General features: G+C 31.1%; 20 protein-coding genes. 13 read left to right on the forward strand and 7 right to left on the reverse strand.

What is annotated here, in order from left to right; all coding sequences use genetic code 25:
• The first annotated feature begins 10 nt into the window (after positions 1–10).
• On the forward strand, positions 11–535 hold the full coding sequence (locus GW846_05555) for a hypothetical protein (protein ID NDK10211.1): 525 nt from the start codon (positions 11–13) through the stop codon (positions 533–535).
• 24 nt (positions 536–559) lie between these two features.
• Complete coding sequence (locus tag GW846_05560) at positions 560–946, forward strand: DUF302 domain-containing protein (GenBank protein ID NDK10212.1); 387 nt, start codon at positions 560–562, stop codon at positions 944–946.
• Between the two features lie 58 nt (positions 947–1004).
• Here the strand turns inward: GW846_05560 and GW846_05565 are convergent, their stop codons facing one another.
• Positions 1005–1457, reverse strand: coding sequence for a DUF305 domain-containing protein (locus tag GW846_05565; GenBank protein NDK10213.1), 453 nt, complete (start codon positions 1455–1457; stop codon positions 1005–1007).
• Positions 1458–1586: 129 nt separating this feature from the next.
• Between GW846_05565 and GW846_05570 the strand changes: the two genes are divergently transcribed.
• The 6 genes from GW846_05570 to GW846_05595 all read left to right on the forward strand — a co-directional run bounded on the left by GW846_05570 (position 1587) and on the right by GW846_05595 (position 7203).
• Positions 1587–3707, forward strand: coding sequence for a phosphatase PAP2 family protein (locus tag GW846_05570; protein ID NDK10214.1), 2121 nt, complete (start codon positions 1587–1589; stop codon positions 3705–3707).
• Positions 3694–4788 (forward strand): hypothetical protein, encoded by a 1095-nt coding sequence (locus GW846_05575; GenBank protein NDK10215.1) that lies wholly within the window; start codon positions 3694–3696, stop codon positions 4786–4788. The genes GW846_05570 and GW846_05575 overlap by 14 nt, the downstream gene beginning before the upstream one ends.
• Complete coding sequence (locus GW846_05580; protein NDK10216.1) at positions 4789–5367, forward strand: hypothetical protein; 579 nt, start codon at positions 4789–4791, stop codon at positions 5365–5367.
• Positions 5354–6040 carry a glycosyl transferase gene (locus GW846_05585; GenBank protein ID NDK10217.1) on the forward strand — a complete coding sequence of 229 codons (687 nt, stop codon included), beginning with the start codon at positions 5354–5356 and terminating at the stop codon, positions 6038–6040. Before GW846_05580 ends, GW846_05585 begins: the two co-directional genes overlap by 14 nt.
• Positions 6041–6141: 101 nt before the next feature.
• Positions 6142–6474 carry a hypothetical protein gene (locus tag GW846_05590; GenBank protein NDK10218.1) on the forward strand — a complete coding sequence of 111 codons (333 nt, stop codon included), beginning with the start codon at positions 6142–6144 and terminating at the stop codon, positions 6472–6474.
• A gap of 6 nt (positions 6475–6480) precedes the next feature.
• Positions 6481–7203: a 16S rRNA (uracil(1498)-N(3))-methyltransferase gene (locus GW846_05595; GenBank protein ID NDK10219.1), complete on the forward strand. Its 723-nt coding sequence runs from the start codon at positions 6481–6483 to the stop codon at positions 7201–7203.
• Between the two features lie 34 nt (positions 7204–7237).
• Here the strand turns inward: GW846_05595 and GW846_05600 are convergent, their stop codons facing one another.
• Positions 7238–8500, reverse strand: coding sequence for a hypothetical protein (locus GW846_05600; protein NDK10220.1), 1263 nt, complete (start codon positions 8498–8500; stop codon positions 7238–7240).
• Between the two features lie 156 nt (positions 8501–8656).
• Between GW846_05600 and GW846_05605 the strand changes: the two genes are divergently transcribed.
• Positions 8657–9259: a YihA family ribosome biogenesis GTP-binding protein gene (locus GW846_05605; GenBank protein ID NDK10221.1), complete on the forward strand. Its 603-nt coding sequence runs from the start codon at positions 8657–8659 to the stop codon at positions 9257–9259.
• 22 nt (positions 9260–9281) lie between these two features.
• Here GW846_05605 and GW846_05610 read toward each other — a convergent pair whose 3' ends face one another.
• The 5 genes from GW846_05610 to GW846_05630 all read right to left on the reverse strand — a co-directional run bounded on the left by GW846_05610 (position 9282) and on the right by GW846_05630 (position 14308).
• Entirely contained in the window at positions 9282–9833 is a 552-nt protein-coding gene (locus GW846_05610; protein NDK10222.1) for a GDYXXLXY domain-containing protein, read from the reverse strand.
• 11 nt (positions 9834–9844) lie between these two features.
• Positions 9845–10840 (reverse strand): DUF2157 domain-containing protein, encoded by a 996-nt coding sequence (locus GW846_05615; GenBank protein NDK10223.1) that lies wholly within the window; start codon positions 10838–10840, stop codon positions 9845–9847.
• 93 nt (positions 10841–10933) lie between these two features.
• A complete protein-coding gene (gene dnaN / locus GW846_05620; protein ID NDK10224.1) occupies positions 10934–12067 on the reverse strand; it encodes a DNA polymerase III subunit beta in 1134 nt (377 codons plus the stop codon).
• A 93-nt stretch (positions 12068–12160) separates the two neighbouring features.
• On the reverse strand, positions 12161–13153 hold the full coding sequence (priA, locus tag GW846_05625; protein NDK10225.1) for a primosomal protein N': 993 nt from the start codon (positions 13151–13153) through the stop codon (positions 12161–12163).
• A gap of 3 nt (positions 13154–13156) precedes the next feature.
• A complete protein-coding gene (locus tag GW846_05630; protein NDK10226.1) occupies positions 13157–14308 on the reverse strand; it encodes an alpha/beta hydrolase in 1152 nt (383 codons plus the stop codon).
• Between the two features lie 92 nt (positions 14309–14400).
• Between GW846_05630 and GW846_05635 the strand changes: the two genes are divergently transcribed.
• The 4 genes from GW846_05635 to GW846_05650 form a co-directional block, all read left to right on the forward strand.
• Positions 14401–14586, forward strand: coding sequence for a hypothetical protein (locus GW846_05635; GenBank protein NDK10227.1), 186 nt, complete (start codon positions 14401–14403; stop codon positions 14584–14586).
• Between the two features lie 22 nt (positions 14587–14608).
• The gene (locus tag GW846_05640) at positions 14609–14785 is read left to right on the forward strand and encodes a hypothetical protein (GenBank protein ID NDK10228.1); all 177 of its coding nucleotides are present in this window, start codon (positions 14609–14611) and stop codon (positions 14783–14785) included.
• A gap of 76 nt (positions 14786–14861) precedes the next feature.
• Positions 14862–15971, forward strand: a complete 1110-nt coding sequence (gene dnaJ, locus GW846_05645) for a molecular chaperone DnaJ (GenBank protein NDK10229.1) — start codon at positions 14862–14864, stop codon at positions 15969–15971.
• 62 nt (positions 15972–16033) lie between these two features.
• A partial coding sequence (locus GW846_05650; protein NDK10230.1) for an ABC transporter ATP-binding protein occupies positions 16034–17532 on the forward strand: 1499 nt, incomplete at its 3' end.

The following is a 17532-nucleotide window of genomic DNA, read 5'->3' on the forward strand; positions in this document are numbered from 1 at the left end:
TAATCTAGATATGGAGAAAAAGATTTTTAGTGCTTCTTTTGAAGAATCAGCACTAGCGCCACTGTATGTTTTACTTATTATAATTTGAGTCCTCAGTATATTGTTAACATATTTATTCCCATCAAATACTTTTATGATGTATTTAATGGGAGTCTGGTTTTGAGCTTTTTGAGTAATGAAACTTTATAGTATTCAAGATTTTGTAAAAAACTTTAGTCAATATGATTTCATTGCCCAAAAAATACCTACATATTGATATGTGCATCCATTCATTGAAATTATTCTTTGAATAGTATACATCTTTGATACACAAATGAAGTATACTACGATAGCAAATATAGTGGGAATTATTATTTCTGGTTTATGAATTGCGAGTGCGCATCGAGTGGTAGCTTCAAGAAAAAATATATACTGTGCCTGTATGGGAACATACTGGAAACTCCCGATGACGAAGGTGACAATTATTGAAAATACTGTTATGCTTTGAATGATACTATCAATGATACTATTTCCTAGTCTCATGATGAACATGTAATACTTACTAAATAATGAAAATATTATGAATAAATATGGATACACAAGAGAAGTAAATATAAGTTTTGAAGAGGCGATAGATGGTCTTACACATACATTACAAGAACAAGGATTTTGAGTATTATCTCATATAGATATTCAAGAAAAAATGAAAGAAAAACTTTGAGAGAATATGGATAAATACGTTATTTTATGAGCTTGTAATCCAAAACTTGCATTTGAGGCTCTTAGTTCTGAAATTGAAATAGGACTCTTACTTCCATGTAATGTTATAGTCTATGAAAGTGACTCAAAAGTATTTATCTCTGCTATAGTTCCAAGTGTTGCACTCTCTGTAGTTGAAAATAATAATTTGCAAACGATGGCTGAAACAGCTGAAACAAAATTGAAACTCGCTGTAGATAATGTGTAGTGAAATTATGCTTCTAAAAATAAAAAAAAAAGATGAAAATATTTTCATCTTTTTTTTATTACTTATTTTCTAATTTTTGAATCAGTGCCTTCATTTCAGCTATTTCTTTTACCTGTGCTTTAATAATATCATCGGCCAGTTTTCGAACTTCGGGATCTTGGATATCAGCTCGTTCACTAGTGAGTATGGCAGAGGAGTGATGAGGAATCATCGCTTTCATATATTGTACATCTCAAACTGGAAATTGACTACGAAGTGCTAAGAATACAAGTGTAAATCAAACAACACAGCTTGCAATAATTGCTGCATTTATTTTTGAATTGTTATACATATCCTTCATGAAAAAGAGCATAATAAGAGCCATTGGCGCTATCATAAGCAGTGTCATATATACTCGAGTAATACTATTGTAGTAATGACTTATTTCAAAGATATTTAGAAACATAATGAAGTACATCGAAACAAATGATACGGCCATCATCACTGCGAAATTTCAATATTTATTTTTCATAATTTTATTTAAAATAATAATATAGTTTCACGTTACAGTTGGCATGTAAGAAAATAGTAAAATTTTGGTTTTCTTGTATTTAGAGAAAATCAAACTATAGTAAATATAATATTTTTTGAGTTATTTGTTGTGATACCTAATCAATTAGATTTTGTCATTCCGATGCTAGAGTCTTATGGAAATGTAATATATTTAGTCGTATATTTTGCTGCTTTTTTTGAACTTCTACTGGGGGTTTGATTTATATTTCCTGGTGCTGTCGTTGTATTTTTAATTTCATTTTTTTGAGTTCAAAATGGACTTCGTCCTGAAATGATATTTTTAGCAGCCTTTACTGGTGGAATGAGTGGGAGTTTGTTTGATTACTATCTGTGAAGAAGATTTTGATCTATGGTAGGATCATGAAAAAAACAACTTTGAAAATCTGTTTTTTTTAAATCAGTATCTACTTGAGTTCATAAAAGTTTATTTCAGTCTTTGGTTTTGGGGAGGTTTATTCCAGGTGTAAAAGAATTTGCTCCCAGTATTTGTGGGGCAAGTAGAGTTAATTTTAATACTTTTTTATATTACGCAGCACTTTGAAATCTCTTGTGGGTCAGTATATTTTTTTGATTTCCTTATATATTTTCATACTCACTTTCAATTTCAACAAAACTTGTAGATGCAGTAAGTTATTTTAGTGTCGTACTTTTTGTAATATTTATGGTGGCAGCAGTTCTGCAATATATTTTGATAGAATATGGAAAGAGAAGCCTTAGGCTATTTATGAGAAGTATATCAGTTTTATGAGACTATATTTGAAGTCTTTGATTTGTGAGAAAGCTTAGGTTAAAATATCCAAAAATTGAGTGATGGCTGATTCGTAGATTTAGTTCAGACTTATTTACAGGTCTCCCATTAACTATACTTGTTATCTTTTTTATATATCTAGTGAGCGCTTTTACGGGACTCTTGGAATTTGTTTTTGAGTCGCCTGCGAGTTTATTTCTTGATACAAATTTAGATTTATTTTTTCAGGCTATTAGAACTCCACTTTGAGTTGATATGTTTTTATGGATTACTTCACTTTCTCGTGCAGAGGTAATTATAGGGCTCTATTTAATATTCAGTGGATTTTTATTTTTATATGACAGAAAAAATGAAATAGTAGCATTTGGAATATCTATAGCTGGGGCAACAGCTTTTGCGCTTGGATTGAAAAATATATTTTCAATAGATCGTCCACTCTACCCAATTTATGTTGAATATAGTTTTAGTTTTCCAAGCTGACATGCGATGATGGCTGTATTATTTTATTGATTTATTGCCTGGATATTAATTCAAAGGACGCAGATTTGGAAGTATAAAGTTTGGATTACTTTTTATGCTCTGCTTGTTATCGGGATGATTGGTTTATCACGACTGTACTTATGAGTTCACTTTCTCAGTGATGTACTGGGTGGATATCTCATTGGAGCACTCTGGCTTGTCTTTGCTATTTGACTCAGTGAGTATCTTAATACAAAAAAACTGAGACATACTATCAAAAAAAAGGCTTCTTTATACACATTATTTTTACTAATCTGAGCAATAGTATTTTTTGTATTGTATGTACAAAATAATCCATATGAAAGAGTCTCCGTTCAAGAAGTCCAAAAGAGCCAACGAGTCGATTCTATTGAAGATGTATTTATAACAGACGAAATGAGATATACTCAAACGCTTATTTGAGAAAATGCAGAAAATATTCATTTCCTATTTTTAGCAGAATCAGATTCTACTTTGATTAATGCTTTTAAATCTGCAGGTTGGAGTCTATGAGATTTGTATAATTATGAATCATTTAAAAAAACTATATCAAATGTCTTATTTAAGACACCATACGAAAGTGCTCCTGTGACTCCTTTGTTTTGGAATAACACGACTCAGCAATTTGCGTTTCAGTTTCTCCCTGATGTAACTAATCTCCGAGAAAGGCATCATATACGAGTTTGGGAAACAGGGAAGCAAATAAGAGGTAAAAATGTATATGTGTGAGTATGAGTTTTTGATATTGGTCTCAAGTGGAATATAATCCATACTATTGATCCTGATATTAATGCTGAGAGAGATTATACACTTACTTCACTTGAAGATGCTTGAGTTGTGTCAAAGGTTTCAAAAATTCAATTTGTAGATTCCTATGTAGCTAAAAATGTTTTTTGAGATGATTTTTATAGTGATGGAATTCTTTATATAGTTGATTTACAAGCGCTGAATGAAAAAAAATAAAATACTCTTTGCTATTAGTTCATTAGGACTTTGACATGCAACACGTTCTCTCGTAATCGTTGAGTATTATCTCAAAAATTGATATGAGATTGATATTATGTGTTCAGGAAATGCGCTGATGTATTTAAAAGAGGAGCTCACATGAAAGCGTGTAAATTTTATAGAATATGAAGACTATCCAAAGTTAGAAAGAGGAGAAGGGTGAAAATATTATTATTTTCTCATGATGGATATATTGCTTATAAATGTATTGATTCGCAAAGAACGTAATTTTGTAAAAAAAATAGAAAAAAAATACGATTTTATATTCTCAGATGGAAAATATGGTGCCTATAGTCGAAAAATACCATGTTTTTTGTTAACTCATCAACTTTCTTTTGTTATGCCCAAAGGACTCCAAGTCTTTTCTAAGCCTGTTGATTTGTGAGATTTTTTGTATTTTAAGAATTTTGATTGTGTTTTTATACCTGATTATAGTTCTCAGAAAAAATCTCTTGCTGGAAATCTGTCACACCCGAGTTGGGTCAATATGCTGAAACATCATTATGTAGGAATTCTCTCATCTCTGTATGATTATTCAGGCGATGCACATGATGAAAAAATTGATTTTCTCTTTACTATTAGTGGTTACCTCCTTGAAAATAAGGATAGTTTTGTAAAAAAACTCTTAGCAGAAGCAGCAAGTCTCCCATGAAAAAAAGTATTTATTCTTGGTGATTCAAATTCATCAGAAATTTTAGAACTGGAAAATAATATAACGGTATATCCATCGGTATGTTGAGAACAAAGAAAGAATTTTTTTCATAGGGCTGAGGTTATCATTTCTCGAGCAGGGTATACTACTATTATGGATTGTGCAGAACTCAAAAAAAAGGCTATTTTTTTCCCTACTCCAGGTCAAACTGAACAGGAATATTTAGCCTTATCGCTCTCAGAAAAAAATAATTTTGTTTTTTGAGTAGAGCAAGACCCACTGAACTCTCTTATTATGCGACTAGATTATGTTGATGTATTAGAATTAAAAAATAGTACACAACATGCTATTAAAAAAATTCATACCATTATTTCTTCTCACCTATAAATGCTAGAATTTGCCCTTAATTTCTATATGCAGTATCAGTTTATATTTTATATACTCCTAGTTGTTGCAGTGGTTATTGAGTGACCTATTACTATTATTGCTCTGAGTCTGCTCGCTCCAAACTTATGAATTGGGTTTATATTTGTATATATTTTTTCATTTCTTGGAGACTTTATCTGAGATGTTGCCCATTTTTATTTTTGAAGAATATTTCAAGGTTTTAAAAAATCAAAAGACAATGACGCTAAAATACAAAAACTCAATAATTTTATAGATTCTCACCAGCTCATTGATACACTAGTATTAATTAAATATACTCCACCTCTCACAAGTATTGGACTCCTCTACCTTGGTTCGTATCTCAAAAAACCATATAATTTTTTAGTACTAGATGCGTTACTTGTTGCTACGAGCTCACTCATAATTACGACAATATGAATGTATTTTTGAAGTACTGTACACCAGTATCAGCATCCAGTTTATATAGTTGCAATTCTACTTTTTGCTTTTGCACTTATTTATTTTACTCTGAGAATCATAAGTCATTATTATTTAAAAGCGAGGAATGCAGTGAAATAAAATACCAAAAATAATACACTATTGCTGGTTTGGTTGAAAACCTAAGCCACAGAAAGTGCTCGACTGTATTGCTTCGTGGAAAAAATACTGTCCAGAGTATCAAATTTGGGAGTGGAATGAGCAAAATTTCGACCTCAAAAACCATAGCTATGCTCAGAAGTTTTATAAAAAAAAGAAATGGGCATTCGTTTCTGATTATGTACGAATGTACGCTCTGTATCACGAAGGATGAATATATGTAGATACAGATATTGAAATACTTAAAAATTTTGATTCTTTGAGAGAGAATGAATTTTTCACAGGATTCCAAGACATTTTTTCATTATGATGCTCTTGTATGTGAGCCAAGAAAAATAATGAAATCGTCAAAGAATTCTTAGAGTATTATCAGTATAAAAATACGAGAATTATTTTACCAAATCTTGTAAATACAATATTTAAAGGTCATTGAGTAACAAAATACACTTGAGAAATTATACAGTGAGATAATTATACACTTTATCCAAAAGAATATTTTTATCCTTATGCGTATTTTGAGCCGCAATGAGATATGTGTATTACAAAAAATACCTATACTATTCATTATTTTGATGCAAGTTGGCTTCCATATTGGATTCCAAAATTTATTTTTCCACTAATAGGATGGTATGCAGATTTTAAAAAAAATATCTAATGTGTCTTGTATGAATCAATAAATCAACTAAAATAGCATTGATAAAAGTAAATTTTTGGGTACAATCCTCACATAATTTAAAAAATAAAAGTAGTAAACATATGGCTAATAGTCACGGTCTTAAATCAAATATTGTAAAAAAACAAGCAGCAGCACGTAAGCTCTCTAAAGGGAAAAAGAAATCATTTCAGGTGTATATTGGAAATGAAAACCCACAAACTCGTAAGAATCAATCATACAAGGAGCGAACACATTATTTTGAAAATAAAAAAAGTTTTCCAAAGAAAAAGCTCTCAACTAAAAATCCTACTTCACTTATAGAACAGGGTATTATCGATGAACGTGGTTTTTTCCTCAAAGGAAAAAAGAAAAACTTTCTCACAAAATCTATGGTAGATACAACAGGGATGGATTTTTATGGTATGCCTAGATAACATCGTATGCAACGAATCTATCTCCAAAATACTAAATTTCTTAATGAGATTACTCTCACTGACAAAGAAATATATCACCAACTTACTCGAGTTATGCGTGCTCGAGTCGGTCAATCGGTGGTATTTTTTGATGGAGTACAAAAATTAGACTTTTTGTATCAAATAACTTGAATAGATAAAAGCTCTGTTGTATTAAGTCTTGTGAATACTATTCAAAAAAATACAGATAATTGAAATATTATACTCTATCAAGCTTTCCCAAATAAACTCAGTAAAATAGAATTTATCGTTCAAAAATGTGTTGAAATTTGATACCATAAAATTGTTTTTTTTGATTCGGATAATAGTCAAAAACTTGCTTTGACAGATAATAAGAAACAGAGATTGGAAAAAATCGCTGTCGAAGCAGTAGAACAATGTTGATGAAATCTCATTCCAGAGATCCAATACTTAGAAACTCCTTCAACTACAAATCTCATTTCTTTTGAACAAAACAACAGCTACAATATAGTATGTCATACTGATTGAAAAGACTCACTCAGCTTATCTAAAATAATTTTTTTGAATTATGATGCTGTAAATATATTCGTTGGTCCTGAAGGATGATTTTCTCAAAGAGAAATACAAGATTTTCTGAAAAGTAAGTATAATTTAGTTCATTTCGGAGACAGGATTTTGAGATGTGAAACAGTTTCAAGTGTTATATGATTTTATATACTTCAAACATAAAAAAAAGAGAACGATTCGTTCTCTTTTTTTAGTTTTATTTAAAAGAATCTACATCTTCAATAATCACTAACTCTTCATTTTTCAAAGGTGTATCTCCTTGAGGAGAGCGTATTTCTGTTCATATAGTATCTGTTATTGTTTCATTTTTAGTAATAGTTATTTTCTCACTTTTTACAGTTTGTTGTAACTTTTTTGTTCTACGAAATATTCTTGCGATTCAACTGAAAAATCCTGTAAAAAAGTTGTGAATATCATAGATATAAGGCATATGATACCCAAGTCTTGTATGATATCCAATTCCATAAAAAACTGGAATGGCCAATAGAACTAATAAATAACTATTTACTCAGAAAAATAGAATAATAAGTACAAAAATAAATGTAAGAGTGAGTCCATTTTTGATATGCACTTGCTCTCTTGAAGCAAAAAATCAGAGTCCAATTATATTTATAAAAGGAATATAAAATAAAAATGAGGGAACTGTACTTTCTTTTAAGAGAAGAAGTCTCTGAGTTTCTTGTAACTCTTTTTCTTTATATTGCGCGTATTTAGTATCAATGATGTGAGATAGAGATACAAAGGTTTTTTGAAAGAGCATATTATATACATACATAAACATAGATTTTTGTATTATATATTTTCTTTCTGGACTTGGCAATACACTGAGGTCTAAAGTAGTCATTTCATTTTGAGTTACAAGTCTGATTGACTGATAGACTGACCAAACTATATATGCAAGCATCAGGATACTAGCGAGTGATAGATATCAAAAAATAGAGAGAATGACAGCAAAGATTGTAATTAAGAGATTAAAAAACGTAATGTCTTCGAGTTTTTCTACTTCTCTATTTCTTCCGTATACAATATATCCAATAAAAGGAACATGTCCGAATATAAGATTACTTTTTGTTTCTTCAGAATACTCTGCATTTTTAGTCTCTGATAAAAAGTTTCTCTTCATTCCTGAAGTTTTGAATATTTCTCGACTGGTAACACTCTCTCATAAATGAGCTTTATAGGCTCCGTATCATAAACATCAAAAGAAGAATAAACAAAGAAGAATGGTAATTATCGTATTGAGAGAATATCACACGAGTATAATACTTCATCAGATTCCAAATCACATAATTATAAGACTCAACATAAGCAATGATTGTATTACAATAGCTGTTTTCACATGGTTTCTTACAAAGGGATGATTAATATTTGAGTTTTTACTCCATAAAAAACTGAGGCATATAAAAAACATAAAATACGCAGATATAGCGTTTCATATAGCTTTTTTATTTGTTTCCATAGATACATGTAATAATATATAATCTAATAATAGCATATATACTTGAGGAAAGCGAAATTAATACTATCCAAAATACAAAGCTATTGTATGAATTAGAATTGTATTATTTACTTTTTTTTGTAGGATAGGCTTGAAAAATAGTAATTATCATTCAATATGAAAATAGTAAGTTCAGAGTTTGTGAAATCTGTATCTATTCAAGACGAAAAAATATTCTTCGAGAAAAGAAACGAAGTAGTGTTTGTTGGACGTTCGAATGTTTGAAAATCTAGTCTTATGAACGCGCTCATGCAAAAAAAAGATCTTGTAAAAACCTCAAGTAAACCAGGGAAGACGCGAACAGCGAACATATTTTTTGTAAATGAAAAATACCACTTCACTGATCTCCCAGGGTATGGTTTTGCCAAAATGGGGCAAACGATGCGAGAAGATTTAGACTCTCTTATATCATGGTATCTTGAAGAAAAGAAACATACTATTAAACAAGTAGTACTTGTATGTGATGGAAAAATCTGACCTCAGCAAACAGATATAGATATGTACAAGTATATTACTGAGGATATTAAACTCCCAATCACGGTGGTTATGAGTAAGATTGATAAACTTTGAAAATGAGAAGTATCAAAAACAAAAGCCTTTACTCAAAGTGTATTTTTTTGAGCGAGAGTTATGACAATATCTTCTGTAAAAAAAGATGGAATAGATGACCTGAGAAAGGTGATATGAGAAGCTCTTTCACACAGAGAACAAAAAAAATAAACTCTCAAATTTGAGAATTTATTTATGGAGCTTTGAATGTTTTAGGATTAATTATTTCTCACTGGTAATATATATCTACTATTTTAGCAGTACCATATTTATCTATCTTTGCTAGCACCGTCATATCTCATCTGATACTCTCAATTTCTCTTCCAGTTCACTGGGGAACAAAATATTTTCCAATACCAGTTTCGATTCATGAGCTCCACCATGATTGCTCCTGGACTTTTGTTTGTATAAATATTCCAGAGTTTGGTTTTATTTCTGATACTCAAGAAACAGTTCATTTATTCTCTATATCTTTCAAAAAACTTATGTAGAGAACAGTTCCATCTTGCACATTATTTTGAATAATATAGTTCTCAACTTGTGCGTCATTTTCAAACGTATATCGTAAGGTAACATAGTCTCATCTTAGTAAATCTCTTGGATCTACGGGAGCCGTTTCTAAAAATATTTCTTCACCCGAATAGAGAGTGTATTCTTGAACTCATATAATGATTCAAAGAAACGCAATGATTCAGACAATAGTTACTATAAGTGCTTTTAGAGTTGGTTTAGTAGTGTTTTCCACAGGAAAATAATTTATGAAGTAGTATTATTTTTATTGAGAAATGTGTTTATTTTTATAAAGCTATAAACCAGTCATATTATAAATAATCCTGTTACAATAAAAAATATTCACGCTTGTAGGTATCAAGAGAATAGTTCTATATATTTTGCAAATATATAGATTCAAATCCAAATAAATGTCGTATGTCTGAGAAGAATTTCGTGATTTTTATTTGCCCACCACATAGTTCATCATACGACTCAAAGAAAGAGAATATTGTGAGATAGAACAGCTCAAAAACTTTCTCATAAGAACATAAACCAGTCATCCATTGTCCCTACAAAAAGTATTAAAAACAAAATTTTGAGTGAAATAATTCCTACTGGTGTAATTAAATAACTATATTTTCAATCTAGTATTTGAGAGAGTAAGTATGAAGCTATAGTCATTACTCCAGAAATTACGGCAAATACTGCAAGAATATATTTTTCATTTTGCCATCAGATGAAAATACCTTCTGTAGTATAATAAAATATTACTGAGTAAAATAAAGCTGTAGACAAAACAGCCAAAGTTTTGAGTTTGAATACAAACACAAGTGGGAGAGAAAGTATAAACCACATCAGAAGAAGGGAACCTACCGTTCAGTCGAAATTATATATTTGTCAGATAAGTGCAATAGTCGCTCAAATGAGTATTCAACCTAGAAGTGTAAACGCATTTCACAGTATTTTTAGTTCGCTTTGAACGTATGTGAAAAAATATCAAATACCAAGAGAAATAATAGGAATCATGATACTCAGGACGAGTTTTATAAACTTTGGAAACTCTGACCAGTTACTAGATATAATAAGTATTACTCCAATACCAACACATATTGCTCCAATAACAGACAGAATTTTCATAAATCCAACTCAAGAGCTTTCACTCTCCACGAGAGCAATAATTTCTTTCTTTTGAGAACTATCAATAATTCATTTCTCTTCACTCAACTTGAGATAGTGAGATAATTTATCTGTAAAACTCATATTTGAATATTAAAAAATACACATAGTACATACTCATAGTAAGGAAATTCAAAAAATGTAAACAAAATAAAAATCCCGTGAGGGATTTTTATTTTATATCTTAAGTGGCATAATTATATGTTTGAATTGTCCTGGCAGAGCTTTTTTAGCTCCTTCGTCTGGAACAGGAAGCAGGAGGATTGGAGCGAGTGGATTTTCAAATTGAAGAGATACGTGCGTTGTTTCGATAACTCAAAGTGCTTCTAGAAAGTAAGTGGAGTTGATTCAGATTATAGCATCTTCTCCTTCTACGCTTCAAACAAGTTGTACTTCACCTTCTCAAATTTGAGTTTCTGATGTCTCGAGGAGAATTCCATTTTCTGCTGAGAAACTCATTTTTATTGAGTAATTATTCTCTTTAGAGATGAGATTGATTTTTCTTAGAGCTTGCATGAGGTCATATCTATTTATCACTCATTTTGTAGTATATGAATTTGGAAAAAAGTTTTTATAGTCAGGGAATTTACCGTTTAAAAGTCTTGAATAAAACTTCACATTTCCGAAGAAAAATGCTATTTGATTTTCACCACTTACAATGGTAACATCCTCATCATCTCAAAGAATACTTTTGATTTCATAACAGGTTTTACTTGGGATGATTTGTGAGAATTTTGTATCTCATTTCGCTGTTTCTAATATTGTTTTATATTCAGAGAGTCTAAAACTGTCTGTTGATGCAAAGACTGCATCTGTCCCTGTAATCTGAACAAAGAGTCCAGCAAGTGTAGGTCGTATATTTCACTCAGCACTTGAGAAAAGTGTCTTTTCAATTGATCGCTTTACGACACTTCACTTCAGAGAAAGAGAGAGTTCTTCTTTAATATTTGGGATAACAGGGAATTCCTCTGCTGCAATTCCTTTGATTTTTGTTTTTCCACTTGCTGTTTTAACTTCAAGAGATCCATTTCAAACGAGTTCAATACTTACGGTGTCGTCACTCAGGAGTCCGATGTAACTCGAAAATAGTTTCGATGGCACAGAATAAGCTCATTCTGATTGAATGCTGACATCATCTTCGAGAATGTACTCAATTGCCATCTCTAAATTATTTGCTGTAAGTATGATACTTTTGTATTGTACTTTGATAAGTATATTTTCTAGGATAGGAGTGGTAGTGATTCAAGCAGTTGCGTGAGAAACTACAGAGAGTCACTTCTGAAGTGCTTTTGTAGATATTTCAAATTTCATGAAAAGTGGTGTAAATATAATAATATATAACTCTATTGTGTCTAAAATGATGTTAAAATCAAGACTCGAAAAATTTTAGTGTTAAAAACTTATTTAAGAAAAAATAACTGAGAGTTTTACTTCATGCAGTATTTGAGATTTTATATTTCATAACAGGAGTCTTGTATTTTTTCACTTAATAAGACAAGCTACGTGATACGAGTTATTTTTCTTAAAAGTGCTCGTTCAAGGGATTATAATATAGCTATTATCTTTGTTATATTCTCTCAGGGTGTGAGCGAGTTTTTTTATATAAGTAAGTGCTTTTTCTGCATCGGGATGTCGATACTCAAGTTTTACAACCTCACCAAATGGGGGATATGAAAATAATTTTCTCTCTGTAAGAGTTTGCATGAGAAAGTCTTTAAAATTACTTTCAACTAAACTACGTATCATCTCATTTTTAGGAATGAAACTTTGGAGTATTATTGTTGTTTCTTGTGATTTTCTATTTCATCGACCTATAAGCTGTTTGAGATTAGAGTAGGCTCGCTCAGTTGCGTCGTAATTTGGAGAACCTAATTCTTGCTCAACGAGTATCACTCCAATACATCCAATTTTTTCAAAATCAAATCAAGTAGTAATCATTTTTGTTCCTATAATGATATCTGCCTGGTCTAAGTCATTGAGAGCGTTTTTTTTGCTCGAGATATTTCTCATTGAATCTGAATCGAATCTATATATATTTTTCCCTACAAAATATTTACCTAGTGCTTCTTCGATTTGTTGGGTTCAAACTCCTATAGACATAAGTTTAACCCCTGCACATTTTGGACACTTCAGTGGCATATTTACTCGATTAGTACACAGATGACACAGTAAGTGGTTTGGATTATGATGCACCGATTGACTCGTATCACAATTTTGACACTCAAATAAATACTGACAATCTTGGCAAATCAGTGAATTATAGGCTCCACGCTTATTGAGATAAAGAAGTACTGATTCTCATTTTGAGAGGGTATTTTCTATTTCATCCAAGAGCGTGTTTGAAAGATACCGAGATATCTTGGAGCTATCTTGTCATAAATGAACCGTGGTATACATAGTTTATTTCTCTATATTTAAAAATTCTGATACGAGTTGTCTTGTTATTTGAAAGCCTAGAGTATTTTCAAAATAGGTGTAGCCATGAACTGCGTATGGAATATATACAAAAGTATTTTTTGTTCCTATTACATCGAGTTTTTGCTTGAGAGGTGAGAGTGTTTCACTTGGAATAAGTGTATCAGCAAGTCCATGGATTACCAGTGTTTCTGGAGCTCATAGTTTCGCGAGTTTTGCAGAATTTATCATATCATACTCATTCGGGAATTCTTCAGGAGAACCACCGACATATTTTCTTCAGACCTCACGTGAATTGATTCAAATAAAATCAGTGTCCAAATTCCAAAGAGCTTCCATATCAGTTGCTGGGAACAGAGCGATTATTTTTTGAACTACTGGAAGTTCTCATTGTATCTCAGCTGGGAAAATTGATTCTCAACCATAACTGGCTTGCAGAGCGAGAGAAGCTCCTGCGGATGAACCTACTATTACGAGACTGTCCATATCTAAATTGTACTGTGATGCATTGTTATTAATCCACACGAGTGCGGTATTTATATCTGTTGCAGCTTTATTGTAGGTGTGGTACTGGGGATTTGCAAGTCTGTATCATACATCAAAAACTGTATATCCTCTTTTTGTAAAATACTCAGTCCAAACTGGTTCTTCTCATCTCTCTCATGCTATAAATCATCCTCAATGTATAAGTACAAGAGCTTTATTTTTTGACTCGGATTGTGTAGATGGACTAATATCCATATGGAGTTTTTTACCATCTACTTCGTGATACACGACTGACTTAGAAGTATCAGGCTGAGATCGATTGAGAACTACATCCAGATTTTTTAAAAGTGAAATATTAGTTCACAGATCCTGAGATACTTTGAATACAGCAAATATCGGAATCAGAGTTCCTATGATATTAGCAATAGAAATAAGAACAATAATAGTTTGGAGCCAGGATTTTTGTTGGAGAAAGAGAGCCAATGCTCCTATGAATATAATTATACTTACAATGTGTAAATAAGCAGAAAAAAAACTCGCTATAATGCTTGCATAATCAGATATATATGGAATTCATCCAACAAAAACTCAAAGAGTTATAAGCGAGAAAAAAATACTTATTACAAGTAAAAATATAGAAAAGTATAGCATAATAGGTGTATTTACTTTTGACCCAAGTGGGCAATAACATTATAGTAATCAATATCATTGATTAATCTAGTATACTTTTTAAGTTTGTGATTATGGCTTTAGATAGTTTTAAAGAGTTTGATGATGCTTGGGAGCTACAGCATGCTGTAGAGATTGCATTTGACCAATGAAAAGTAAACTGGGAAGCAGTAACTCCGTATAACTTTGTCCCTGTTGTTGCGAGTGCTATAGTGTGAAGCACTTACAATACTATGCAAGTTCTCAATTGAAAAAAATAATTATATTCTAAAGTTTAACGTTATGGATAATACTAAAAGATTGTGAGAAGACTGAAGTAATCAATTACAACAAGGTTCATTAGAAAGTATCGAAAGGGTTGAACTTACAAAAGATAAAGCTGATAGAGTTTTACAGTTGTGAGAATGAGATAAAGAAGCTGTAGGTGCAGTTATATTTCGTGACTTTGCAAGTATATAAGAGCTTGCATTTTGAAAGAACTTTTTTATAATCCAGCATTGCTGGATTATTTTTACGTAACAATATTAAATACACAATGGCACAAAAAGATTATTACGACATACTATGAGTGGAGCGACATGCTGATGAAATCACTATTAAAAAATCATATAGATCACTTGCGATGAAGTATCATCCAGATAGAACTGGAGGTGATAAAGATGCTGAAATCAAATTTAAGGAGGTAAACGAAGCGTATACCGTGCTTTCTGATGCCTGAAAGAAACAGCAATATGACACTTATGGAAGTACTGGGTGAAGTGCCTCAGGTTTTTGAGGTGCATGATTTGCTGGAGAAGACATATCAGACATATTTAATTCATTTTTTGGATGAGGTTTTTCATCCGGATGATCAAGAACACAAGCAAGAAGAGAGACACGAGGTGAAGATCTTGAACATGATATCACGATAGATCTCAAAACAAGTATCTACTGAGGAAAACAAACTATAAAATTCAATAAACGAGTAGCGTGCGAAACATGTGACGGGGATGGAGGTTCATGAAAAAAAACCTGTTCTACTTGTCACGGAGCATGACAAGTGACGTATGCATCTCAGAGTCCATTTGGAAGAATTCAACAAACGAGAGCCTGCCCAGATTGTAACGGTTCATGAGAAATATTTGATGAAACATGTACTGAGTGTCATGGAGAAAAAAGAAATCTTAAAAAACATACTATAGACTTAGATATTCCTGCTGGAATAGATGATGGTATGGTTATTAAATTGACCTGAGAAGGAAATGACGGAGCTGGAACTAAAGCCTCATGAGACTTATTTGTTCGTTTTCATGTACAAACAGAAGAAAAAGGTCTTATTCGTGAATGAAACGATCTTCATTATGAAGTAGAAATAGATCTTATAGAAGCTATACTTGGAACAAAAAAAGATATAAATATTCCAATACTTTGAAAAAGAACACTCAAAGTTGAGGCCTGAACACAACTTGCGAGCACTATTAAATTATCCTGAGATGGTGTCAAGGACGTTCAAAGAGATATGAAATGAGACTTACTGATTCATATAAATATTCCAGTTCCTAAAAAACTTACAAAAACAGAACGAGAACTCTACGAATCATTAGCCCAAGAAAAGAAACTCAATGTAAACTCTAAAAAGGGAACGTTTGAAAAACTCTTTGGCTAAACTAGAACTTTTAATAATCACATAAATCGCTATAGTATGCATAATACTTATAGCGATTTTTTATGTCAGAGAAAATAACAGAACCAACAATTTTACGTAAAATAAGTAGATTTTTTAGTCCAATAAAAAGTAATTTATCCATTACTTTTTATTTAGTTATTTATTTTATAGCTCAATATTCATTTTGAATTATATTTATCTTTTTTGTAAAAGATGTGACATATTCATTTGAAGTTAAAAATCAGGAATTATTTCAACAGTTGCTTCTTCAGTATGGTTTATGATTTATAGTAATGTTTTTTATTGTCTTTTCCTTATATAAGTGATGGACCTATTCATATAATAGATATAGGATAAGTATTGAATCATACTATATACCAAGGTATATTGTTTTTGATAATACGGTACAAGAAAGAATATGAACAGGAAAATCAATCGCAATTATTTCAAAGTGAATTAAAATGTGGTCAACACTCATTGACAGAGTTTTAATAGAATGTATTAGTCTAATTATGTCAGTATGAATCAGCTTCTATTTATTGTCTCAAATAAATAATATCCTCATACTTATTTTAACTATCTTATTAACTTTTTGAGCGAGTTTAGGTCTTTATTTAAATTATAAAGTCTTATGACTCCGTAAAAAACGTATAATGTTAGATAATATATGGTCTAAAAATTTGGTCAAAATTATTATGTCTAAGATTGAAATTTTACAATCTAAGAAGATTTGAGAAGAGGTTAAAAAACTAAATGAACTACATGAGTGACAAATAGTTTATAATCAAAAAATGGCTATATTTTTAGTGCCATTTTTTCTTGTTTGAAGTTTTATTATAGCAATTTTATTATTTTTTGTATTTCATTACTTTTGAAAATTATATTTTTCTTGAGATATATCTCTATGATATATTGCAGGACTTACTTGAGCTTTACTAATGATGCAGAGTGTTTTTTTTAACTTTTTAGACTTCTTAAAAAACTTTTGAAAGGATTTTGCTGAAGTTCAAGTTTTCTGGGATTTTTTTGATACAACACCTCAAATTCAAGGCTATGAAGAATGAATTACTTTTAATCATAAAAATGGAACCATTGAACTTAAAAATTTGAGTTTTGGATATGATGAAAATAATCTTATTTTTAAAAACTTCTCATTGAAGCTTCAATGAGAAAATGTAACAGCTTTTGTTGGCCCAAGTGGGTGAGGGAAATCGACACTCATTAAACTTATTGCTGGTTATATAAGAGCGAATAGTTGAGAGATTATAATAGACGGACAAAAACTTTCTAAAACAAGTCTGAAAAGTTATTATAAAGATATTTGATATCTCACTCAAGAACCGAGTGTTTTTGATGGGACAGTCCGAGAAAATTTACTCTATGCTGTGAGTCAAGATATAGAAGAGACTGAAATTAAATCTATTATAACGCAGGCTCATGCTGATTTTGTATACGAACTTCCAAATTGACTAGATACTGAGATATGAGAACGCGGAGTGAAGCTTTCAGGTGGTCAAAAACAGAGACTGGCTATTGCAAAAATATTTTTGAAAAATCCTAA

The organism is Candidatus Gracilibacteria bacterium (assembly GCA_010119145.1).
GTDB lineage: Bacteria > Patescibacteriota > Gracilibacteria > BD1-5 > UBA6164 > JAACSU01.